This is a genomic window from Streptomyces sp. DI166 (genome assembly GCF_900091315.1).
In the GTDB taxonomy this organism is placed as follows: domain Bacteria; phylum Actinomycetota; class Actinomycetes; order Streptomycetales; family Streptomycetaceae; genus Streptomyces; species Streptomyces fuscus.
This window is the reverse complement of record NZ_FLSP01000006.1, coordinates 108,389-130,849: the sequence shown is the minus strand read 5'-3', so window position 1 is coordinate 130,849 and position 22,461 is coordinate 108,389. Positions and strand designations below refer to the sequence as shown.

General features: G+C 69.9%; 22 protein-coding genes. 15 read left to right on the top strand and 7 right to left on the bottom strand.

What is annotated here, in order from left to right:
* Positions 1–105: 105 nt before the first annotated feature.
* Entirely contained in the window at positions 106–2,262 is a 2,157-nt protein-coding gene (locus GA0115233_RS05065) for a bifunctional lysylphosphatidylglycerol flippase/synthetase MprF (protein WP_093718848.1), read from the top strand.
* 56 nt (positions 2,263–2,318) lie between these two features.
* The gene (locus tag GA0115233_RS05060; RefSeq protein WP_093718847.1) at positions 2,319–2,774 is read left to right on the top strand and encodes an NUDIX hydrolase; all 456 of its coding nucleotides are present in this window, start codon (positions 2,319–2,321) and stop codon (positions 2,772–2,774) included.
* A 59-nt stretch (positions 2,775–2,833) separates the two neighbouring features.
* Here the strand turns inward: GA0115233_RS05060 and GA0115233_RS05055 are convergent, their stop codons facing one another.
* A complete protein-coding gene (locus tag GA0115233_RS05055) occupies positions 2,834–4,270 on the bottom strand; it encodes an MFS transporter (protein WP_093718846.1) in 1,437 nt (478 codons plus the stop codon).
* 177 nt (positions 4,271–4,447) lie between these two features.
* On the opposite strand from GA0115233_RS05055, the gene GA0115233_RS05050 reads away from it, so the two are divergent.
* From GA0115233_RS05050 to GA0115233_RS05040, 3 genes are all read left to right on the top strand, one after another.
* Positions 4,448–5,098, top strand: a complete 651-nt coding sequence (locus GA0115233_RS05050) for a TetR/AcrR family transcriptional regulator (protein ID WP_093718881.1) — start codon at positions 4,448–4,450, stop codon at positions 5,096–5,098.
* A 65-nt stretch (positions 5,099–5,163) separates the two neighbouring features.
* On the top strand, positions 5,164–5,469 hold the full coding sequence (locus GA0115233_RS05045) for a type II toxin -antitoxin system TacA 1-like antitoxin (RefSeq protein WP_255310048.1): 306 nt from the start codon (positions 5,164–5,166) through the stop codon (positions 5,467–5,469).
* A complete protein-coding gene (locus tag GA0115233_RS05040; protein WP_093718844.1) occupies positions 5,466–5,852 on the top strand; it encodes a fic family toxin-antitoxin system, toxin component in 387 nt (128 codons plus the stop codon). The genes GA0115233_RS05045 and GA0115233_RS05040 overlap by 4 nt, the downstream gene beginning before the upstream one ends.
* 58 nt (positions 5,853–5,910) lie before the next feature.
* Here GA0115233_RS05040 and GA0115233_RS05035 read toward each other — a convergent pair whose 3' ends face one another.
* Both GA0115233_RS05035 and GA0115233_RS05030 read right to left on the bottom strand, forming a co-directional pair.
* Positions 5,911–7,164 (bottom strand): globin domain-containing protein, encoded by a 1,254-nt coding sequence (locus GA0115233_RS05035; protein WP_255310047.1) that lies wholly within the window; start codon positions 7,162–7,164, stop codon positions 5,911–5,913.
* A 127-nt stretch (positions 7,165–7,291) separates the two neighbouring features.
* Positions 7,292–8,959, bottom strand: coding sequence for a carboxylesterase/lipase family protein (locus GA0115233_RS05030; protein ID WP_255310046.1), 1,668 nt, complete (start codon positions 8,957–8,959; stop codon positions 7,292–7,294).
* A gap of 205 nt (positions 8,960–9,164) precedes the next feature.
* Between GA0115233_RS05030 and GA0115233_RS05025 the strand changes: the two genes are divergently transcribed.
* Positions 9,165–10,601 (top strand): hypothetical protein, encoded by a 1,437-nt coding sequence (locus tag GA0115233_RS05025; protein ID WP_093718843.1) that lies wholly within the window; start codon positions 9,165–9,167, stop codon positions 10,599–10,601.
* Positions 10,602–10,611: 10 nt separating this feature from the next.
* Here GA0115233_RS05025 and GA0115233_RS05020 read toward each other — a convergent pair whose 3' ends face one another.
* Complete coding sequence (locus GA0115233_RS05020; protein WP_093718842.1) at positions 10,612–13,851, bottom strand: ATP-binding protein; 3,240 nt, start codon at positions 13,849–13,851, stop codon at positions 10,612–10,614.
* A 2-nt stretch (positions 13,852–13,853) separates the two neighbouring features.
* Here GA0115233_RS05020 and GA0115233_RS05015 point away from each other — a divergent pair, with 2 nt between their 5' ends.
* Together GA0115233_RS05015 and GA0115233_RS05010 are read left to right on the top strand one after the other, a co-directional pair.
* Complete coding sequence (locus GA0115233_RS05015) at positions 13,854–14,384, top strand: ester cyclase (protein ID WP_218063400.1); 531 nt, start codon at positions 13,854–13,856, stop codon at positions 14,382–14,384.
* A 30-nt stretch (positions 14,385–14,414) separates the two neighbouring features.
* The gene (locus tag GA0115233_RS05010) at positions 14,415–14,600 is read left to right on the top strand and encodes a DUF3237 family protein (RefSeq protein ID WP_093718841.1); all 186 of its coding nucleotides are present in this window, start codon (positions 14,415–14,417) and stop codon (positions 14,598–14,600) included.
* 10 nt (positions 14,601–14,610) lie between these two features.
* Here GA0115233_RS05010 and GA0115233_RS05005 read toward each other — a convergent pair whose 3' ends face one another.
* Positions 14,611–15,084: an Lrp/AsnC family transcriptional regulator gene (locus GA0115233_RS05005; protein ID WP_093718840.1), complete on the bottom strand. Its 474-nt coding sequence runs from the start codon at positions 15,082–15,084 to the stop codon at positions 14,611–14,613.
* A 121-nt stretch (positions 15,085–15,205) separates the two neighbouring features.
* Here GA0115233_RS05005 and GA0115233_RS05000 point away from each other — a divergent pair, with 121 nt between their 5' ends.
* Complete coding sequence (locus tag GA0115233_RS05000; RefSeq protein WP_093718839.1) at positions 15,206–16,111, top strand: PhzF family phenazine biosynthesis protein; 906 nt, start codon at positions 15,206–15,208, stop codon at positions 16,109–16,111.
* A 38-nt stretch (positions 16,112–16,149) separates the two neighbouring features.
* On the opposite strand, the gene GA0115233_RS04995 is transcribed toward GA0115233_RS05000, so the two are convergent.
* Positions 16,150–16,608 (bottom strand): DoxX family protein, encoded by a 459-nt coding sequence (locus tag GA0115233_RS04995; protein WP_093718838.1) that lies wholly within the window; start codon positions 16,606–16,608, stop codon positions 16,150–16,152.
* Positions 16,609–16,700: 92 nt separating this feature from the next.
* On the opposite strand from GA0115233_RS04995, the gene GA0115233_RS04990 reads away from it, so the two are divergent.
* A complete protein-coding gene (locus GA0115233_RS04990) occupies positions 16,701–17,291 on the top strand; it encodes a TetR/AcrR family transcriptional regulator (protein WP_093718837.1) in 591 nt (196 codons plus the stop codon).
* A 156-nt stretch (positions 17,292–17,447) separates the two neighbouring features.
* Positions 17,448–17,933 carry a nucleoside deaminase gene (locus GA0115233_RS04985; protein ID WP_255310055.1) on the top strand — a complete coding sequence of 162 codons (486 nt, stop codon included), beginning with the start codon at positions 17,448–17,450 and terminating at the stop codon, positions 17,931–17,933.
* A gap of 422 nt (positions 17,934–18,355) precedes the next feature.
* Here the strand turns inward: GA0115233_RS04985 and GA0115233_RS04980 are convergent, their stop codons facing one another.
* A complete protein-coding gene (locus GA0115233_RS04980) occupies positions 18,356–19,567 on the bottom strand; it encodes a M20/M25/M40 family metallo-hydrolase (RefSeq protein ID WP_093718835.1) in 1,212 nt (403 codons plus the stop codon).
* A gap of 149 nt (positions 19,568–19,716) precedes the next feature.
* On the opposite strand from GA0115233_RS04980, the gene GA0115233_RS04975 reads away from it, so the two are divergent.
* From GA0115233_RS04975 to GA0115233_RS04960, 4 genes are all read left to right on the top strand, one after another.
* Positions 19,717–20,148, top strand: coding sequence for an Lrp/AsnC family transcriptional regulator (locus GA0115233_RS04975; protein WP_255310054.1), 432 nt, complete (start codon positions 19,717–19,719; stop codon positions 20,146–20,148).
* A 78-nt stretch (positions 20,149–20,226) separates the two neighbouring features.
* Positions 20,227–20,733, top strand: a complete 507-nt coding sequence (locus GA0115233_RS04970; RefSeq protein WP_093718833.1) for a GNAT family N-acetyltransferase — start codon at positions 20,227–20,229, stop codon at positions 20,731–20,733.
* Between the two features lie 93 nt (positions 20,734–20,826).
* Positions 20,827–21,783, top strand: coding sequence for an NADP-dependent oxidoreductase (locus tag GA0115233_RS04965; RefSeq protein ID WP_255310045.1), 957 nt, complete (start codon positions 20,827–20,829; stop codon positions 21,781–21,783).
* 73 nt (positions 21,784–21,856) lie between these two features.
* Positions 21,857–22,420, top strand: a complete 564-nt coding sequence (locus GA0115233_RS04960) for a GNAT family N-acetyltransferase (protein WP_255310044.1) — start codon at positions 21,857–21,859, stop codon at positions 22,418–22,420.
* Positions 22,421–22,461 lie beyond the last annotated feature (41 nt).

The following is a 22,461-nucleotide window of genomic DNA, read 5'->3' as shown; positions in this document are numbered from 1 at the left end:
GCTCGGCCGGGCTGACGCGGGCGGTCGCCTTTCGGTCCGGCTGTCGCGGCCCCCGGTCACCGACGCGCACGGTGACCCGGGGCCGCTTTTAATGTTTTCGTGGGCATGAGACAGCTCGGGGCAGACCGTTCGGTCCGGTCGGCGGACAGCGTCGCCTCTGCCGGCGGTGGGGGCCGCGTCGTACGGGTGGTGCGCCGGCTGCCGTTCACCTGCGGGCTGGTCGTGGTCGTGCTCGTGGTGGCGCTGGCCACGCAGTCCCTGTGGCGGCCCGTGGAGGACCGGTCCTGGTATCCGCAGATCGCCTACGGGCTGCCGTCGTTCGAGGCGAACCGCTGGTGGACGCCGTTCAGCGGGTTCGTGTTCGGTACCCGGCCCGCCGCCGTTCTGGTGATCGTGGCCGCCGTGCTCCTGCTGGTGGGCTTCGCCGAGTGGCGGCTCGGCACCCGGTGGACGGTGGCCGCGACGCTCGTAGGCCATCTCGTGGCGGTGCTCGCCGGTGCCGGGCTGTTGTGGCTGGGCCGGGGCGTGAACTGGTCGTGGGCGGAGCTGGTGTCCCGGGACCTGGACGTGGGGCCGTCTGCGGGTGCGTTGGCCGCCGCGGCCCTGGCCACCGCGACCCTGCCCTCCCCCTGGCGGCTGCGGGCACGGCTGGTCCTGGCGGGATATGCACTGGTGGGCTTCCTGTTCGTGGGCCGGGTCGCCGACCTGGAACACCTGCTCGGGGTCGCGGTGGGCCTGGCGGCCGCACGGTGGCTGCCGGTACCGGGCCGGTCCCCCGCCTCCGGCCGGGTGAGCCGCCGCGAGTGGCGTCTGCTCGCCGCCTCCGGGATCGTGCTGCTCCTGGCCATCACCGTCACCGTGTGGCTGGTCCCCGCCGAGGGGCCCATGGGGTCCACCTACGACCTGGGCGGGTCCGCCCTCCACGCCGCCGTCCACGTACTGGTGGCCGCGGTCCTCTTCGACGGACTGCGCAAGGGCCGGCGTGCGGCCTGGTGGATCACGACCGTCCTGGCCGTGCTGTCGGTGCTGCTGGGGGTACTGATCGCGGTGGCGTACGCGTTGGCGGACCAGGCCGACCGGCGCGAAGCGTTCGACGACCTGCCGGTGCTGGTGCCGACGGGCATCGTCTGGGCAGCCGAACTCGTGGTTCTGCTGGCGGGCCGGTCCGCGTTCCGTGTCCCCACGCCGTTGCTCAGCCGGTTCCGCCGCTCGGGCGCGACCACCGCTCGGGAGGATCGCGAGCGTGCCGTGGACCTGCTCGTCCGGCACGGCGGCACCAACCTGTCCTGGATGACCACCTGGCCCGAGAACTCCTACTTCTTCGCCCCTTCCGGCCAGGCCTACGTCGCCTACCGCGAGCACGCGGGCGTCTGCATCGCCCTCAGTGACCCGGCCGGGGCGCCCGAGGACCGCCCGGCGGCGGTACGGGACTTCGTCGACTTCTGCGAGCACCAGGGCACCATCCCCTGCCTGTTCTCGACGACCCGACCAGTCGCCGAGGCCGCCGAGGCGCTGGGCTGGCACAGCGTGCAGGTGGCGGAGGACACCGTGGTGCCCCTTCCAGGGCTGGAACTCACCGGCAAGCGGTGGCAGAAGGTCCGCAGCGCCCTGAACCGCGGCAAGAAGCTCGACGTCGGCTTCGAGCTGGTCCGTCTGGCGGATCAGCCACGCCAGGTCGTTCACGAGGTGCGGGCGATCTCCGAGGAGTGGGTGGGTGACAAGGGGCTGCCGGAGATGGGGTTCACCCTCGGTGGCGTCGAGGAGGCGCTCGACACGCACGTACGCGTCGGCCTGGCGACGGAAGGCACGACGGTGCTCGGGGTCACCTCGTGGATCCCCGTGTACGGCGGCAACGGCCAGGTCCACGGGTGGACGCTCGATGTCATGCGCAGACGGGCGGCCGGACCCTTCCCGCCGGTGGTCGAGTTCATGATCGCCTCCGCGATGCTCGCCTTCCAGGAGGAGGGCGCGGAGTTCGTCTCCCTGTCCGGGGCCCCGCTCGCCCATGGCGACAGCGCCTGGTCGCAGTCCGCCACCGCCTTCGACCGGCTCCTTGACCAGCTGGGCGTCTTCCTGGAGCCGTACTACGGGTTCCGGTCCCTGCACGCCTTCAAGCAGAAGTTCAACCCCCGGTACGAGCCGCTGTACCTGCTGTACCGCGACGAGGCGGACCTGCCGCGCATCGGCGTCGCCCTGGTCCGCGCCTACATGCCCGAGGCGAGCAGCCGCGAACTGCTGCGGGCCCTCCGCAAAACCGAGTGAGCAGGAACAGGAACCAGGGTTCCGGCCGTAAGGCTTCAGCACGGGCAGGGGGACGTATGAACGTGCCCAGGCGGACACGTATTTCGGCGTACGCCATCGCCACGGAAGGGGACCGGCTGCTGCTGGCCAGGCTGTCGGACGCTTCGCCGGTCTTCCTGCCCGGCCTGTGGCACCTGCCCGGCGGGGGCATCGACCCGGGCGAACAACCCGTCGAGGCGCTGGCCCGTGAACTGACGGAAGAGACGGGCCTCGAACTGACCGACGCCCGCCTCCTGGACGCCCGGACCTACGTCGCCGAGCGCCACGGCGTGCGCTGGAACCTGACGGCATTGTTCTACGCCACGGTCCTCTCCGGTGGAGCGCCGACGATCACCGAGAGGGACGGTTCCACCGAGGCAGTGGCATGGGTCCCCCTGGCCGACCTGCGGGACCCCAGCCTGCTCTCGCCCGCGGCCGCCGACGCGCTGCGCATGCTGGACCGGGCGAACGAGGCGCTCACAACCATCGGTTGAGGAGTTGCTCGGGGGCGGCGCCCCCAAGCTGCCTCCGTCGCGGAACACCGTCGTTGGGGTCAGTGCACGTGCGGGCCTCCGGTCATCTGCGGTTTGCCACGCGGTACGAGCCACAGGGCCACGAGCGCGCTGGCCGCCGCCCCCACAGCGCACACCGTGAACGCATCGGCGAAGCCGCTCGCGGAACCTCCCTCGAAGCCGGACGCGGCGACGGCCGAGACAACGGCGACGCCCATCGAACCGCCCACCTCGTGAAAGGTGTTGACGACCCCCGAGGCAAGCCCTGCCTCGTGGTGCTCCACCATGGCCAGTGCGGTCGTCGTGGCGGTGACGAATACGGCACCGATGCCGAGTGAGGCGATCACGAAGCCCGGCAGGAGACTTCCGTACACGCTGCCGCTCTCCGACAGCCGGGTCAGCGGGATGGTTCCGGCAGCCGCGACGGCCATGCCGGAGACGGCCGTCGTGCGGCTGCCGATGCGGCCGACGAGGCGGGATCCGAGGTGGGCGCCGACACCGACGGCGACGGCGACGGGCAGGAACACCAGTCCGGTCCGCATCGGGCTGAAGCCCCGGACATGCTGGAGGTACACGGACCCCAGGAAGAAGAACGCGATCAGCAGTGCCGTGGCCATCAGCATCAGGAAGGCTCCGGCGAGGACGGGCCGCCGGGTGAACATGCGCAGGTCCATCAGCGGGGCTCGGGCGGCTCGTTCGACCGCCGCGAAGGCCGCGTAGGCGAGTACCCCGCCGGCCAGGGGCAACAGGGTCGAGCTGTCCGCCCAGCCGGTGTCCCCGGCCTTGACCAGGCCGTAGATGAGAGCGGCGGTGCCTGCGGTGACGAGCAGGGCGCCGGGGATGTCGAGGCGGGCGGGCCGCGGAGCGCGGCTCGGCACGAAGGCGGGCACGGCGATCAGCAGCGCCAGTCCGACGGGCACGTTGACGTAGAACACCCACTGCCAGCCCGGGCCGTCGGTCAGGGCGCCGCCGAGCAGTACACCCGCTGCCGATCCGGTGCCGCCGATCGCCGCCCAGACGCCGAGCGCCTTGTTGCGTTCGGCGCCGTGGAAGGTGGTGGTGACGAGGGACAGCGCGGCAGGGGACAGCAGGGCGGCGCCTATGCCTTGGCCGATGCGCCCGCCGAGCAGCATCGGAGCGCTCTCCGCCAGCCCGGTGACCAGCGACGCGGTGGTGAAGAGGACGAGGCCGGCGAGCAGGGTGCGGCGGGCGCCGAGCGCGTCGGCGAGTCGGCCGCCGAGCAGCATCAGTCCGCCGAAGCACAGGGTGTAGGCGGTGACCACCCAGGTCAGGGTCTCCCGCCCGAGGTCGAGGTCGGCCGCCATGTCGGGCAACGCGACGTTCACGACGGTGACGTCGAGGACGAGCATGAACTGGGCGAGACAGATCAGCGCCAGCGCGGCCCAGCGGCGCGGGTCGGCGGGCGGGTGGTGGGCGTGTTCGGCCGTGTGGGGTGCACCGGCTGCGGAATGGGTCATGACGCGTCCTTCGGGTGCGTTTTCCGGTCGGATGACCGGTCGGATGCGCGCCGCGGTTGGGCACGCGGAGAAGGGCGAGGACCACGGTCTCGGTCGACCCCTCCCATTAACTGAACCATACTGTTCAGTTCAGATGTACTCAACCGTACAGTTCAGGTGGGTGCTATGGTCGGTGCCATGAGCGTGGACAGCGTCAAGCGGCCTCCGAGCGGACCCCGAGCGGAGCAGAAACGGCTGGCCATCGTGCGCGCCGCCCGCGAGCTGTTCCTGCGCGACGGTTTCGGAGTGGGCATGGACACCATCGCCGCCGAGGCGGGGGTGTCGAAGGTGACCGTCTACAACCACTTCGGCAGCAAGGAAGCCCTCTTCACAGCGGTCATCACGGACGCGCTCGACGAACCGCTGGCCGGGGAGTCGGCGGCCGCGCTTGAGGGTCTGGCCGACACCGAAGACCTGCGGGCCGCCCTCGTCGGGGCCGCCCGCGGCTGGGTCCACGCCGTACGCACCAACAGCGAGGTCACCGCGCTGCGCAACCTCGTCGCCGCCGAAGTGCACCGCTTCCCCGAGCTGGGCGAGGCATGGAAACACCGCAGCACCGAGGGCCACCACCCCGCCCTCGCCAACGCCCTGCGCACCCTCACCGACCAGGGCCGGCTGGAGATCCCCGACCTGGAAGTGGCGGTCATCCAGTTCTACGGGCTACTGGTCTTCCCCCACATGGTCTTCAGCGCCTACGGCACGCACATCGACGAGGACCTGACGGACCGTCTCATCACCAGTGGTGTAGACGTCTTCCTCGATCACTACGGCACGCGAGGCGCGAAGTAGCCCGTCCCGCGCTGTTCGCTCATTCCGATCCCCCCTTCGCTGGTACCAGCGGTACCATTGGTGCCATGTCTCAGCCCAAAGCGATGAACCTGCGTTTTCCCGATCCGGCTCAGCGGGCCGCGATCGAGGCCGCGGCACGGCAGGAGGGTGTCAGCCTGCAGGAGTACATCCTGTCGGCGGCCTACGCCCGTGCCACGGCCGTGGAGACGCACTTCCTCGAAGCCTTCCGCGCGTCGATGGCCCGCAGTGGCGACGCCTTCGCGGAGGCGGCCGGGGCGAGCGGCACCGACCGGGACCAGGAGCGCCGTACGGAGGAGCTGGCGGCGCGGCGCGTCCTTGAGGAGGAGCAGGAACGGGGTCACGCCGCGTGACGCGGCCCGAACCGTTGCATCCTCTCGACGTGCCCTTCCTGCTGCACGCCGCCGAGCTGCTTCCCGGTGATCCGCAGGTGGACGACTACGGCTCGCTGTACGCGGCGGTGGCCCGGGTCAACGCCCGGGCCATGGAGCGCAATGTCTACGGGTCCCTGTACTTGAAGGCGGCGGCGCTGCTGCAGACGCTGGCGCGGCTGCCGTGCCTGGAGCATTCCAACGAGGCCTTCGCCTGGCACTGCGCGGAGGCGTACCTGGCGCTGAACGGGTGCCGTCTGGAGTATCCGCCGAAGGAGGCGGTTGCCCTGGTCCGTGACGCCGCCTCCGGCGCGCTCGGAGTGGGTCTGCTCGGGCGGCAGCTCCGCGACTGGAGCATCACCTGAACCCCTGATGCCCCGAAGTGGCTGATTGCGCTGACGGACAGGGCAGGGGCGGAAGTGCCTACCCGATGCCCGGGGGCAGGTCGTGCAGTACCTGCTCAGGTCCCAGACCGGCACGGACGAGTGCGGCGGTGATCGCGCGAACCGGTGCGGGAGGGCCCGCCACCAGGGCGCGGTCCGCTGTCACCGGACCGGTGGCCGTCACCGCTTGGACGAGCCGGTCGTGGGGGTCCTCCCCCGGCCTGCCCCCTGTCACCGGGACGACGGTCAGCCACGAGCGGTGCCGCTCCAAGCCCGCCAGACAGTCGGCGTCGTAGAAGCCGAACAGCCCCTCGGCGCCGACGAACAGCCGCACCCTGCGGCCGGCCGGCTGACCGCGGCTGGACTCCAGGTCCCGCAGGAGCGCCTTCATCGCGGCCCAGCCCGTGTCCCACGCCACCAGGAGCAGTCCCCCGGCCTCCGGACCATCGGAGACGAGGTTTCCTTCCGGTGGGCCGATACGTACGACATCCCCCCGGCCGGTGCCGTGGACCAGGGCCTCGCTCACCCCGCCGGGCGCGGTGCAGCGGACGTGGAACTCCACCTCCCCCTCCCCGCCCGGCACACTCACCGGGTAGTAGCGACGCCAAGTGTGCGGAAGACGCGGGGATTCCAGGGCGACATGCTCGCCTCCGCGGAAGCGGTACTCCTCGTGCGGGCGGACGCGCAGGACCGCCAGGTCGGAGTCACGCAGCTGATGGTCCGTCACTGTCGCTGACCAGAAGGGTGGTTCGTGCAGGGCCTCGTCGGCCGCGCTCACCATCGCACTCACACCGGCACGCAGCATCCTCACCCACGCCTGCTCCAGCTCGGCTGTCCAGCAGCGGTCGGCGTGCGCCCGCAAGGCCTCGCGCAAGGCCGTCTCGAACGCTGTGTACTGGGCGGGGAGCAGGCCGAGTTTGCGGTGGTCGCGGCCGAGCCGGGCGAAGGTCGCGGTGATGGCGGCGGGCTGGTCGAGGTGTTCGATGAGGTAGCGGAACGCGGCGGCGAGGTGGGCCTGTTGGAAGGCCATCGACGCGGGGAACAGTGCTCGCATGGAGGGGTGGCGGGCGAACAGTGCCCGGTAGAGGTGAGTGATCAGTTCCTCCAGCGGCTCGACCGCTTCGAGGTGGTCGCGTATGCAGCGCTGGTCGGCTCTGCCGTCGTACGGCTCCGAGGGTGTGAGGTCCGTGCCGGTGAGGTGCTCGGGGCCCGTTGGGGAAAGCATGCGGCGGCGCAGACGCATGGCTTCGTGGCGGGCTCGGAGGGCGTGGTAGTTGTCGATACCGGTGTTCACAGTCGGGGTTCCTCAGGCAGCACGAGCTCTGTCAGGCGTAAATCGCACGCAGTATCGCAGTCAGGGGTGATGCCCGAACGGGACCGGGGTACACGGGACTTTCGGCCCTGGACAGGAAGCGGCTGTGTCAGGGCATGTGCTTCCAGAACCCGAGGTTGTGCGTGCCGTAGTAGTCGACCGGGCCGATATGCCGCGGGGCCAGGGACTGCGTGTAGGGCTTCTTCGCGTCCCCCGAGCGGTACGCCGGCCAGGTCGGCAGCCCCGGGCCGTGCGGTGTGCCGGTGCGGGCGAACGAGGCCCAGTACGTGGTCATGGCCGCCGACAACCTGCGCTGCTCCGGAGTGAACAGCGGCTCGGCTGCCTCGTCCTCGAACAGGTAGGGGATGTCTCCCGCGTGGAAGGCACCGAAGTCGAACTCGCCGGGCAGCGGCAGGAACATCGGCGCCTGTCGGTCGGCGAACTCGTAGGCGTAGACCGGGACTTTCCGTGCCAGGGTGTTGTGCAGGGCGTGAGTACCGCGCGCCCACATGCGGTCGGTGATCACGGTGGCCCATGCCAGGGCGGGGGAAGGGAAGGCGCTCGTCGGGTACTCGGCCCGGACCCTCTTGGCGGCACGGGGACCGAAGGCAGTGCGCAGCGCGCGGGTGTAGTCGGCCTCGGTGAACCGCTTGCCCACCGCGTCGTACAGCATGCCGACGAACGTGCGGTGCTCGTCGAGGGTCGCCCCCGACAGGACGGGTACGGCGTGGAAGCGGCCTGCGCGCAGGGCGGTCGGGGGCAGTTGGGGCAGCGTGGGGTTGCCGTAGCCGAAGGCCTGGAAGGCGTTCATGATGTAAGGCACTGTGAGGATCGTCTTCACCGGCAGGGCGCGCAGGCAGGCCAGGGTGCGTTCGGGCCGCTCGTCGCGGCAGCCGAGGGAGGAGGTCATCTCCGTCGTGATGTCCTCCATCTCGCGGCCGCTGCGCCAGACGTACCACGGGTAGCCCGGCACTCCCGGGCCCATCGCACCGGCCGGCATGTCCATCATGCCCTCCCCGCTGGCCATGATCGCCCGGTGGAAGAGGCCCTCGGACGCGGGGGACGTCAGGTGCCCGGCGATGGCGGACGCGCCGAAGGAGACTCCCGCGAGGGTGACGTTGCCGGGATCGCCGCCGAAGGCGCGCGCGTTGTCCCTCACCCACCTCAGCGCTGCCTGCTGGTCCTGGAATCCGAAGGTGCCGGAGCCTTCCAGCCCGGGCAGGGCCAGCCCGCCGAAAACACCGAGGCGGTAGTTGATGCTGACGACCACCAGGCCCTGCCCCGCAAGGCGCCGTCCGTCGAAGAAGGAGCCGCCGCCCACGGCGCCGTCCCCGTGGATCCAGACGAGCACCGGCGCGGGCCGCCGCCGGTCGGCTGCCGATGGTGTGGTGACGTCGAGGACCAGGCAGTCCTCGTTGGTGCTGGAGATCTGCGCGTAGGGAGAGGGCACCTGCGGGCACAGCGGGCCCGGCTTCGTGGCGTCCCTGATCCCCTTCCAGGGCCGTACGGGCCGGGGCGGTGCCCATCGGAGACGTCCCTCGGGCGCGGCCGCGTAGGGGACGCCTCGGAAGATCCGGTACGGGCCGGAGGGTGTTCCGCGCACCAGACCGGCCCGTGTGCGCACCGTCTCGCCGACGGCGGCGTCGGATGATGCCCTGGGCCGGGCCTCGCCGGGGTGTACGGCGGGGGCGGAGAGGGTGGTCAGCAGCGCGGGGAGCGTGAGGGCGCACACCGTCATCGCGGCGGCGTGCGGTCGGCGGGTTTTGCGGTTGGTCACGGCAAGAGCCTTCCTCGTGGCCATGAGCTGCGGCGCGCGGCGCGCCCGGATGGGCGCCTGATCGGCTGCGGCTCGCGGCCCCGGTCGGACGGGTTCGTCACAAGAGGGGCGCGTGATCGCATCTGGCGGGCCGCGTCTTGCGATCACGCGCAGCAGGGGTAGAGCCCCTCGCACCGAGCGGGGGCCCGGCCCGAAGGAGCCCGGCATGGCGCCGACGACACCCGATTTCGGCCCCGACATCGACCCCTACGCCCCCTACGACCCACAACGCGACTGCGACCCCGTCGCGAAGCCCGGTCTGCTCGCCTTCCGCGACCTGATCCTCGCCGCCTACCCCGGCACGACCAGCATGGGCATCAGCAGGGCCTGCGGCAGCGGTGGCCAGAGCGAGCACAAGGAAGGCCGTGCCTGGGACTGGGGCGTAAGCGTCCACAGCCAGAGCCACCTCGCCGACGACCTGATCGGCTGGCTCCACGCCACCGACCGGCACGGCAACCCCCACGCCCTCGCCCGCCGCTTCGGGATCATGTACATGATCTGGAACCGGCGCATCTGGATGGCCAACCGCCCCGACGCCGGCTGGCAGCCCTACCGCGGCGCCAACCCCCACACCGACCACATCCACTTCAGCTTCTCGTGGGCCGGCGCCCGCAAGGAGACCAGCTGGTGGAACGCTCCGGTGGTGCCGGACCGGCGGCAGCGGCTGGCGGTGGGGATGTCCGCGGACGGGCGCGTGGAGGTGTTCCATGCGGCGATCGACCAGATCTACCACACGTACCAGGTGGAAGTGGGCGGCGCCTGGTCGGGGTGGCGGGCCTTCGGAGGGCCCCCATCGGCCACGATCGCACTGTCGGCGGCGCCGGACGGGCGGCTGGAGCTGTTCGCCATGAACGGCCAGACCTTCATGCACCGCTGCCAGGCGAAGGTGTCGGGCGAGTGGGCCGACTGGTACACCTTCGGTGGTGGGGGCAAGCACTTGGCCGTAGGCAGCAATCATGACGGGCGGCTGGAGGTGTTCGCGTCCAATTCCACCGGTGTGCACCACCGTTGGCATCACACGCCCGGCGGCACCTGGCACGACTGGCGGCCTCTCGGGGGCCCCGCTGACGCACGGCTCGCGGTCGCCCCGGCCTCCGACGGACGACTCGAAGTGTTCGCTCTCACCGACGGCATCTTCCAGCACACCTGCCAGACCGATCTGTCGGGCACGTGGCGGCAGTGGGTCGACTTCGGGCTTGGGGGCGTGCATCTGGCGGTCGGCACCAACCATGACGGGCGGCTGGAAGTCTTCGCCTCCAACTCCTCCGGTGTGCATCACCGTTGGCAGAACACACCGGGTGGGGACTGGCACGACTGGCGCCCGCTCGGCGGGCCTGCGGACGCCCGGCTGGCCTGCGTCTCGTCGCATGACGGGCGGCTGGAGGTGTTCGCCATGAACGACGACCTGCTGCAACACAACTACCAGGTCGACCAGTCCGGCGCCTGGCGCACCTGGCAGGACTTCGGCGGCGGCGGCTACTTCATCCAAGCCCTGCGCAACCGCGACGGCCGCCTCGAAATCGTCGCCAACAACCCCGGAGGCGTCCACCACCGCTGGCAGCACCAGCCCGGCAGCGCCTGGCACGACTGGCAGCCTCTGTGATGTCTTCGGTTCACAGGTGCCAGTGGATGTCCTCATCCGGGGTGTAGCGGCACATCGTGCCGGTGGAGACGGTGCGGCGCAGGTGGGCGGCCAGGGCTGGGTGCTGGTCGTCGAGGCGGCGCAGGGTGTCGCGGATGCGGGCGGTGACGTTCTTGCGGGCGCGTTCGCGCGGGTCGCCCAGTCGGCGTGGGCGACCCGCGAGGCCCGCGTGTCTGCGTAGTTCGTCCAGCAGGGCGGCGCGTTCCTGGTCGTAGGCGGCCGCGCGGGCGTCCTCGCCCCGCTCGACCGCACGGTCGATCTCCGTCTCCAACTGTTCCAGGTGCCGGCGGTAGCGGCGGCGGGCCTCCTCGTCCAGGACCTCGTCGGCACCCACGCCGTGCGCGGCGGCCACGGCTTCGTCCTGGGGGTTCAGCAGGTGGACGGCGGGGATGTCCTGGCCGGGCAGGCTCAGCAGCGTGTGCAGGTCGCGCAGGCCCTTGGCGTCCGGCAGGTGCACGGTGCGGCCCTCGTACGTCAGGTGCCACACCTGGCCGTTGCAGCGGAACTCGCAGGACGGGGTGGGCGGTTGTCTGTCGGGCGGGTGCGTGGGGAGGTGTTCGATGCGGGTGAGCAGGTGGGTCATGCCCAGGTTCTGTGCCTGCGACGTCGCCTCCTTCAGCAGGGTTGCGAGGTCATGACCGCTGACCGGCCCGCCCCGCTCGGCGAGTACGCGGGCCAGTTCGATCCGGGCCCGTAGCGCCCAGGGCGGCGCGTGCAGCCGCTCGGCCGATCGGAGGGCCGCGGTGAGGTGGCGTACCGCGCTGTCCCAGCGCCCGCGGGCGGCGTCGAGGACGCCCAGCCACAGCGTCGCCGGGCCGCCGATGTCCCAGCCCAGCAGGGAGACCAGCCACTGCCCCTCGTACGGGGCCAGCGCGGCGTAGGCGTCGTCGCACCACGCCGGATGGCCCGTAGCGGCGGCCCCCTGCGCCTGGCAGCGCAGCCAGAGCGGAGCGAGAATCCGGAACAGTGCCGTGTCCTCGTCGGCCCCCACACCCGGCCGGGGTACGGGACCGGTCGGCCTCTCCCCCGCCTCCAGGTCTGTCAGGGCGTCCAGGACGTGAACGTACGGGTGCTCGCCGGGGCGCAGGGCCTCCAGAGAGCTTCTGGCCTCGGTGAACTCGCCTCGTAGGACGAGCAGAGTCCAGCGGTGATGGGCCTGGAAGTGCCGGAGGTAGCTGGGGCCGGAAGCGCTCAGGGTCGCCGACTCGTCCAGCAGCCGCTCCGCCTCGGCGAACCGGCCCGCCATGGCGTGCACGACGCTGCGGTCGATGACGGAGGTCAGGCGCAGGCGGGCAGAGCCGTCGGCGGCGGCCACGGCCGCCATGGCGTGCAGGGCTTCGAGGAAGTGCGGGTCGTCCGCCTCCAGCGCCGCGACCCAGCGCATCGACATCGCCACGTGCTCCGTCCAGCAGTCGCCGCGTCGCCGGGACACCTGGGCGAGTTCGGCGGCCAGATCGCGGCGCCCGCCCGCCGCCTGTGGGCCCCACTCCGCCTGCATGCGCGCCCACAGTCCGACGTGCAGGGCATCGTCGTCACCCTCCGCGCGGGCCTGGGCGACCACTGCCGCTGCCACGGTGCGGGCCAAGTCGGACTCGGGGAGGTGGAGTTCGGCACCGTCGCCGGCGCCAGGTCGTCCCCCGGCCGTCCTGTCCGTCGGTGTTGTCGTGGTTGTGGTCGTGCCGGACGCGGTGAACTGCGCGTGTGCCCAGCTCAGGGCACTCTGTCTCAGTCGGGTCGTGTCGCCGCGGCCGTCGGCGCCGTAGAGAGTGAGTGCGGTGCGTCCCATGAGCAGCGGCCTGGCCAGGCCGTCGGCCAGTGTGGCGGCCTCCTCGAACACCCGCCAGGAGCGCTCCTGTTCACCGGTCACCTGGAGTGCGAGCCCGAGGTCGAGGCCGACCAGCACGCGCCGGGCGGGGTCCGCACCGGAGAGGCGGTCCAGGGCACGCCCGTAGTGGCCCACCGCCTCCTCGTGCGCCAGCCGGTGCTCCGCGTGCCGCGCCGCGGACAGCATCAGCTCCACCGCCTCGTCCCGGTCGAGTTCCTCGAAGGCGAGGTGGGCGTGGCGGGCCAGTTCGACGGGGAGTATCACGTCCGCCGAGGCCCCGGCCGTCTCGCGCAGTGCGTTCACCGCGGCGGCGTGGAGGCCGCGGGCCCGCTGTGCGTCCAAGTCTCCGTACAGCGTCTCGCGCACCAGATCGTGCTTGAAGACCGCCACTGCCGGGTTCTGGATCTCGACCAGTTGGCCGTCGGCCGCGCGCGCCAGCCAGCCGCGTACCTGCGCCTCCGGGCAGCCCAGCACCCGGGCCAGGACGCCGGGGCAGAACCGCCGCCCCAGTACCGACGCCGCGCCCAGGCAGTCCGCCACCGGGGCCTCCAGCAGGCGCAGACGTTCCTGGAGCGAGGCGCGCAGGCCGGGTGACACCGCCGTCACCTCATGACCGGCCGCCCACAGGCGGGCAACCTCCTGGACGAAGAACGGGTTTCCGCCGGTACGGCGCAACACCTCGGCGACCAGGGCGTCATCCGGCGTCCTGCCCGCCGTGCGGTGCATCAGCTCGGCGACATCGGCCACTCCGAGACCCGGCAGCGCGAGCGTCACGGCCCGCGTCATCAGCGAGCGCAGCCGGTCACGCAGTGGATGGTCGGGCCGCTCGATCTCCACATCCCTGCATGTGGCCAGGACGAGGACCCGCTCCAGCGACAGATGCTGCGCGGCGAACTCCAGCAACGCCACGGACGCCGTATCCGCCCAGTGCACATCCTCCAGTACGACCAGCAGGGGCTGCTGCTGGGCAGCCGTGGTCAGGAGGGTGGTGACCGCGTCGAACAGTTGGAACTGGTCCACTCCCCCGGGCCCGGACCCGCTGCCGCCGCTGCCGCCGCACAGGATCTCCGAGGCGACCCCGGCCGCATCCGAGGCCGCCTTCCATGTCTGGGCCGGAACGGATCTGCGCAAGGTGCGGACCACCTGCATCCAGGGCCACAGCCCAGGAGTGCCGTCCGCATCCCAGCACGCCCCGCGCAGCACGGTCAGGCCTCCGGCCCGCGCCTCTTCCACCACACAGCCGGCGAGCGACGACTTGCCGATACCCGCTTCACCGGTCACCAGCAGCACGCCACCATGACCGCCGACCGCCCGCTGTACCTGTCCCCGCACCGCACGCAGGACGTCCTCACGCCCCAACAGCAGCCCGGACAACGGTCCGCTCACGCCTGGCACCCACGCCCCGAACTATCCATGCCACCACCCCGCACCGTCTGCGGCCCTTCCGGCCACAGCCGTCACATGCGAACGGAAGCGTAGTTACTGTTCGAAAACTGGATCAAATCCAATACCAGGACATTTCCGCCGCTCTGCGGCTCCTCCACCGCGGGATGGTGCTGGAGACTCCGGCCTTCGGTACGACGGCTCGGGGGCTGGCCGAGAACGAGACAGCGCTGAGGCGATTCTTCGCCTCGTTCCCCGACTACGACGTCACCCTGGACGGGCACGCGAGCAACGGCGAGACGCTCGTGTGCTGGGGCACGGCGAGGCTGACCATGACAGGCAACCGGTTCGGCGTCGTTCCCAACGGCAAGCGTGCCGAGATACCGGTGTTCATCCAGTTCGGCTTCCAGGACGATCTGATCGCCGGCGAGCGCTTTTTCTTCGATCTGGCGACCCTGTGTGCCCAGTCCGGCGTCTCGACGGATGCGGTTCGCCAGAAACTGTTCCCCTCAGCCGCAGGAGGCGGTGCACCGTGACAACGGATCCACTGGGTCACGCCGCCCGGCATGCGTGAAGCCCTGGCCGATCCCGACGAGCGGCACCGGATCGACCCAGCCGACTACTACTTCCGCACCAACCCGCTCTTCGAGACCGGGGCCGAGTCCTGTGCCTGGCTCCACCACACCGTCTGCGTCGGATCGGGGTACCTGATCGAAGGCGGCATTGCCTACCGGACCTTCCGCGTCCTGTAGTTCTGGAGCTTCACTCGTCGGCCGCGGACGGCGCGGTGAGTGTCCTGCGGGGCAGCAGTGTCGAATAGACGATGTGGGTGGTGAGCGAGCCCAAGCGCGCGAGGTCGTCCACGACTTGTTCCAGCCGGGCCACATCTTTGGTCACGACATGGATGACGTAGCACTCGTCTCCGGTCACCCGGTGGCACCGCAGGATTTCGGGGCGGTCGGCGATGAGCCGGTGCAGCGGCTGATGGGCCGTGCCCGGGTACTTCAGGCGCACGATGGCCTGGATGCCCAGCCCGACCCGTGCCGGGTTCACCACCGCGTGGTACCCCGTGATCACGCCCAGCGCCTCCAGCCGCCGTACGCGCTCGATCACCGCTGAGGGGCTCAGCGCCACGCGACGGGAGAGCTCGGCGTACGACAGACGGGCGTCGTTCTGCAGCTCCACCAAGATGGCCCAGTCCATGCTGTCCAGGGCTGCCGTGGATTCGTCGTTCATATAGGAAATCTACCGTGGAATCGACTGATCACGGCCCTGATCAGCACTGATAGCGCTGGGGTTGGCGGCTTCACGGACCGTACTCTCATCTGCGTCCAAACCCAATTCCGATGGAGACAGAATGCCGTCCGACATCCCGTTCGTCTTGGTGGATGTGTTCACCGACCGACCCCTGGAAGGAAATCCGCTGGCCATCGTTCCTGATGCCGACGGCCTGCCCGAGCCCCTTCTGCCGCGCATCGCCCGCGAGTTCAACCAGGCGGAGACGACCTTTCTGCTGCGGCCCACTGTTGACGACGCCGACTGGCGCCTGCGGTCGTTCACCGCGGGAGGCGTGGAGGTGTACGGCGCCGGCCACAACGCCTTGGGGGCATGGTGGTGGCTGGCGGATTCAGGCCGACTGGAGGACCGCGCCGCAGGCCAGTGGCGGCAGCAACTCGGCTCCACGGCTCTGCCGGTCACCGTTTCCCGTGGCGGCAACGGTCGGATCGTCGTCTCGATGCGGCAGCACCGCCCCCAGTTCGGACAGGAACTGACCGACCATCACGCCCTCGCCACGGCACTCGGCGTGGAGGTGGACGGCTTGGGCGCCGCCGAGAGGCTGCCGGTGGCGCAGGTTGTGTCCACTGGAGCGGCACACCTGCTGGTCGGTCTCCGCGACCGCCGAACGGTGAACCTCGCCTCGCCGGACGCCGGCCAACTGCGCGCCCTGTTGCCGGACGTCGGTGGTCAAGGGGTGTATCTGTACGCTCTGGACCCAGCGGAACCCGGCGCACACGCCCATGCCCGATTCGTGAATCCGGTCGCCGGCATTACGGAGGATCCCGCGACGGGCAGCGCCGCAGGGCCACTGGCCAGTCTGCTCAGCCGCCACGGCTACGTGGGCGAACACATCACCATCGTCCAGGGACACAAGCTGCAACGGCCTTCTCAGATCCGTGTCAGCATCCGCACCGCTGACGACGCTCCCTCGGTCAGTGGTGGAGCTGCCCTCGCAGCCACCGGTCAACTTCGCCTGCCGGTCTAGGCGGGACTCGAACGGCTTCGCTCTCCCGCGCCTCGGCTTCACACCCTGGCCCGATGCTTCAGGTGGTGCACAACGACGCCGAGCGTGGCGGCGAGGAAGAGGATCTGCATCACGGTCCGCGGCCAGAGCTGATCGTCCCAGGCCGTCAGGACGTGGTTGCGGGCGGCATAGACATTGGCGGGAAAGAGCGCCACGAGCAGCGCGCTCAAGCAACCCGCGGCCCACACGGCGGTGCGATTCCAGAGCAGACCCGCGGCGCCGGCCAGCTCCAGCACCCCCGTGGCCGTGACCCAGAAGCCGGGTGCCGGCACTTCCGGCGGGACCATCGAGATCAACACGTCGCGCATGCCGACGAAGTGGGAGATCCCCGTGGCCGTGAACATCGCGGCGAGGCCGCCGCGCACGGCAACGGGCCACGGCCGCAGGCGCTGTACGCCCAGCGCACCGGCTGTGAGCAGGGCGAGTGTGACGGCGACCAGGATGACGAGAGGAGCCATGTCGATTCCCTCCTACGAGATCTGATCTTAACGATGGTAAGATTAGCGCCGTCGCAAGATCTATGCAATGGAAAGATGGATGGGGGCGCAGCATGGCACCAGAGGGCCGCTACCACCACGGAGACCTGCGTCGAGCGGTCCTCGCCGCCGCAGTCGAGGCCATTGAGGAGCGTGGGCTCGGCCTGCTCAGCCTTCGCGATGTGGCACGGCGGGCAGGAGTGTCGCACACGGCGCCGGTCCATCACTTCGGGGACAAGGCCGGCATGCTCACGGCGCTCGCCACCGAGGGCTTCGATCTGCTGGCCCAAGCCCTGGACCCCGGTGACGGCGAGACGATCGATCTGGTCGACGCCGGAGTCATCTACGTGCAGTTCGCCGTCGACCACCGCGCCCACTTCGAGGTGATGTTCCGCCCCGACCTGCACCACCCGGACGAACCGGCCCTCGCGGTGGCACGAGACCGCGCCGGGGACCTCCTCACGAACGCGGTCGTCGCCGCCACCGATACCCCGCCGGGCCAGCAGACGGAGCTGGCCTCGGTGGCCGCCTGGTCGCTCGTGCACGGATTCGCCACGTTGTGGCTCGCCGGGGCTCTGCCCGAACAAATCGGCCAGGACTTGCAGGGCAGCGCCAGGTCCGTGGCGAAACTCCTCTTCTCTGTCGTCCACCGCTCCGATACCTGACCAGCGGCTGACACACGATCCGGCGGCAGGCGCCGCCTGGCCTGGTGGCTGCGGCCGCTACCAGCAACGACACAAGAAAGGCACGACGAAATGACGATCAGCGAGTCCGGTCGAAACCGCCCCGATCCTCAGAACGAGGAGATCTCGGCAGCCGACATGACACACCTACGGCGGTGTGTAGAGCTGGCTCAGGAGGCGTGGCACGCCGGTGACTTCCCCTTTGGTTCTGTGCTGGTGGCCTCGGACGGCACCGTGCTGGCCGAAGAGCGCAACCGGGAGGTCACCACAGCGGACGAGACACGCCACCCGGAGTTCGAACTCGCTCGCTGGGCCGCCGCGCACCTGACGGCGCAGGAGCGGAGGGACGCAACTGTCTACACCTCCGGCGAGCACTGCCCCATGTGCGCAGCCGCCCATGCCTGGGTCGGTCTGGGCCGCATCGTCTACGCCGCCTCCTCGGAGCAGTTGGCGAGTTGGCGGGCAGGCATGGGGATCGCCCCCTCGCCTGTGAAGCCTCTGCCGATCACCGCGATCGCGCCCGGCGTCATCGTGGCCGGTCCGGTTCCGGAGCTTGAGGAGCCCATGCGCGAGCTGCATCACCGCATCCGCAGATCAAGCTTCCAGAGCGGGCAGGAGCAGTGAGTTGGCAGGGACGAACCTTCAGCGACCAACAGGTGGTCACAGCGCACGAGTAATTCCCGGTGACAACTGGCGTGGTGATGCGGGCGCGGTCTGCGCCCTGACGTTCAATGTGTGCGCCTTGGCATCGGACAGCGTCGAGGTCGCGCACCACTCCTACAGAATCACCCGCCCACGGCCATGCCTGTCGATGAGGAGCGGGAAGACTTCGAGCGAGCCGTGGCCGCATTCGCCAAGCAGGACATCCCGCTGGCCGGCCACCGTGCCGCGCACCTTTCGGCTACCTGACTGACCGCTGAACTGATCGCAGAATACGGGTTGTTGTACGACTCCTCATTAACGGAGCTCGAAGGACAGCTCAGCTATTTGTTTAGGTCGCTGCTTACGGTGACGTTCTTCGATACTTTCCGCCCCCGAAGGGGCCCTCATGCGAGGGCGTCGGCTGCGTAAAGCGCGTAAACGGCGGCGGTGCGGAACAGTTCCTCCTCGTCGACGTGCTCGTGGGGACCGTGGGAGACATCCAGGCGACCGGCGCCGTAGCCGAAGGCGGGGATGGCGAGTTGGCCGTACCAGCGGTTCTCCAGGATTCCGCCGCACATTTCGAGCTTGGCCGGCTCGCCGCGGACCTCCTCCACGCAGCGCGCCAGTGCGGCTCCGGCCGGATGCTCGACCGGGGTGCCGGCGGCCGGCTGGAACTGGATGACCTCGACGTTGACCTTCGCATCGACCTCGGCTGCCGCGTCGCGAATGAGGGTCTGCATGCGCTCCAGTTCGGCGGAGAGGTCCTCTTCGGGGTTGAAGCGGCTGTCGACGGTGAACCAGGCGTCCGCGGGAACGACGTTGAAATTCGACCCGCCACCGCTGAGGCCGCCGACGACGACCATCGAACCGGTCGGATCGTCGGGGGCCATGGGGTAGCCGGTGTGCCGGGCGGCCATCTCCTCGGCGTAGGCCAGGAGCGGGCGGCCCACATGAACCATGTGCGCGAAGGTGTTGATGCCGAACGCGGCCTGTCCGACGTGCGCTTCGCGGCCTTCGAAGGAGATCGTCAGGCTGATGGCGCCGCGGGCGGCGTTCCAGATGCCGGTGCCGCTGGGCTCGGCCGTCACCATCGCCACGGCGGACGGGTCGATCAGGTTGTGTTCACGCAGGTGGCCCGCTCCGACGACGCTGCCGGTCTCCTCGTCGGGGACAAGGTGGATGACGATCCGCCCGTCCCTGATCAGCCCGAGTTCCTTGGCCGCCGCCGCCCCGTAGACCATGCTGACGATGCCGCCCTTCATGTCGGCGGTCCCTCTCCCGTACAGCTTGCCGTTTTCGCGCCGCAGGGCGAACTGCCCCTGATATTGCGCCGGTACCACGTCGTAGTGGCCGTGGAAGTACAGCAGCTTCCCGCCTTGCCCGGCGCTGCCGCGCACGATGAAGGGGTCCTCCAGGGTGTGCGGAGCGGGGATCTCGATCAGCTCCGGCTCCAGGCCGAGGCGGCGCATCTCCTCTTGCAGAAGCTGTGCGCACCTGCCCAGGCCTCTCCCGGGCGGGTTCTCGGTGGGTTCGGCCACCAGGCGAGCCAGGAAATCGACCATCTCCTCGGCACGCAAATCGAGCCATGAGGCGACCAGGTCGGAACGAGTACTCATCGGTGTCTCCACGTCGACATCGGCCTGCAAAACACAACAAGCCGAACTCTCTGACTGACGTGGGCAATTTTAATAAACATCAAGCCTCATACGATTGCGAATTGCACGCTAGAATCACCCCTGTGAGCAATGATAAATCCCTTGACTCCATTGATCGCGACATTTTGTTTCACCTCCGTCAGGACGGGCGGATGTCGAACGTTGAACTCGCTGCTCGGGTCGGGCTGACACCCCCGCCGTGCCTGCGCCGACTCAAGCGGCTGGAAGAACGCGGGGTGATCACCGGTTACCGGGCCGTCGTCAATCCGGCAGCCATGGGACGGGGTGTGGAGGTGATCGTCTCCGTCGAGGTCTCCGTCACCGACGTCGACAGCCTCCGGCGCTTCGAGACGACCGTTTCCGCGCTCGACGAGGTCATCGAAGTCCGCCGGGTCTTCGGCGTACCCGACTACTTCCTGCGGGTCGCCGTGGCCGACGCGGACGCCTACGCGGTCTTCCAGATGACCAAGCTCGTCACCATCCCCGGCGTCAGCCGAGTGATCTCGCACCTCACCATGGAAGTCATCAAGTCCGAGAGCTGACGCGGCACGACTGCTGGACAGGCCAGGCGGGACACCTAATGCAGTGGCGCCGATCGGCATGCGGCGGAGAATGCACTCATGCGCATCCGAGTCGTCCGCCTGACTGAACTGCCCATCCTCCAGGACATCGAGAGGGCCGCCGGGCGGTGTTTCCGGGATGTCGGCATGCCGGAGATCGCCGAGGACGAACCACTCCCGGTCGATGAACTCGCCCGCTACTGCCACGCAGAGCTGGCCTGGGTCGTTGCCGACGACGCCGACACCCCGGTCGCCTATCTGATCGCCGATCCAGTCGACGGCAACTTCCACGTCGAGCAAGTGTCGGTACACCCGGACGTCGCGCGACGCCGACTCGGCCACATGCTCCTTGAGCATCTGGCGGCCCACGCCAGGAGCGAAGGGTCACCCGCCCTGACCCTCACCACGTTCACCGAGGTCCCCTGGAACGCCCCCTACTACGCACGCTGCGGTTTTCACCCCATGGACGACGCCACGCTCACGCCTGGGCTGCGGAAGATCCGCGAGAACGAAGCAGCACACGGCCTGGACCGCTGGCCTCGGGTCTGCATGCGTCGGGACCTGTGACAGTCCGGTCGGGCATGACTCCCCCTTCCGTACCTTACGCACCCGTAGGTAACTACTTTCTGTGGGAGAGCAGCGTGCCTATCGTCGTCCAGCATGGGCATTGATGAACACATGCGGGCTGTGGTCGCCCGTGGTTATGGCGGCGTCGAAGTGCTGGAGCTGGTGACTGTTCCGCTGCCCGAGCCCGGTCCGGGGCAGGTGCGCGTTCGTGTCGAGGCCGCGACCGTCAATCCGGTCGACCTGGTCACCCGTTCCGGCGCGCTCGTTGAAGCCGGGTTGATGACGGCCCGCGAGTGCACGGGCATTGGATGGGATGTCGCGGGCATCGTCGACCAAGTCGGTGTGGGGGCTGGTGAGTTCGTACCGGGTCAGCGGGTGGTCGGCATGCGCGATCTGCTCGATGTCTCCGTGGGCGCGTACGCCGAGTACCTGGTCCTGGACGCCACGGCCGTCGCTCCCGCGCCACCCGGTGTCAGTGCCGCGGCCGCCGCGACGCTGCCCTTGAACGGTCTTACCGCCCTCCAGTCCCTTGATCTGCTCGACCTCGTCGCCGGCGATACCCTGCTGGTCACGGGGGCCGCCGGAGCCGTGGGCGGCTTCGCCGTCGAACTGGCGGTACGGCGCGGCCTGCGCGTCATCGCCCAGGCCGGGGCTGCCGATGAGGACTACGTTCGAGGCCTCGGCGCCGAGTGGGTCGTCGGCCGGGACACTTCCGATCTGGCGGGCGATGTCCGCCGCCTGGTGCCGGGCGGCGTCAGTGGCGCGTTGGACACGGCAGGGCTCGGAGTACGGGCGCTGGCCGCTGTCCGCACGAGGGGCGCGTACGTCACCGTGGTCGGCGGTTCCGCGCCGCTGCCGTTGCGCGGTATCCGCGTCCACCAGCAGTGGATCAGCGCCGACGGGGCCGCGCTTGCCGAACTCGCCGCCATGGATCTGACCTTGCGGGTGGCCGACGTGCTGCCGCTGGAGCGTGCCGCCGAGGCGCACGATCGCCTTGCTGCGGGCGGGATACGCGGCCGGTTGGTGCTGGCTCCGCGGGACGGTGCCTGAGCCGCATCGGCCAGTACCCCGGGCCACCACTGCCGACTCGGTTTCGGCTGGTGCGCTGGCTATGCTGCCAGGCGTGACCGGCGGTGTGACCCATGAGCCCCTCCTTCTTGACGCCGAAGGACTGGCTGCGGATCGCGAGTTGGAGGCCCGGTTCGCGGAATCGGCTCACCGGATACTCGCGGATCTGGTCGGCGGAGGTGCCGCCCTGGGCTGGGTCGAGCCACCGTCGCCGGATGAGGTGGCGGGCCTTCTCCGGCACGTCGTCTCCGCGGTGCGGGCCGGGGATGGGGCCCTGCGCGTTGCGTACCTCGACCGTCGGCTTGTGGGGTTCGGATACTGGCTCCGATACGGGCGACCCACCCATCGGCCGCATGCCGATCTGGAGAAGATCGCCGTGGCTGCTTCTGCCCAACGTCGTGGCATTGGTCGGTCGCTGACCACTGCACTGATCGATGACGCGCGGGCAGCAGGAATTGAGGTCCTCACCCTGGACGCCCGGGGCGACAACACCCATGCCCTGGCCCTCTACCGGTCGCTGGGCTTCGTCGAATACGGGCGTCTGCCCGACTTCGTCGCCGTCGGCGAACGCCGCTACGACAAGGTCTTCTACATGGTGGATTTCCGTCGGCAGGGCTGACCGTGCCTGGGGGTTGCGGTCAGCGAACCAGTTCAGCGGCA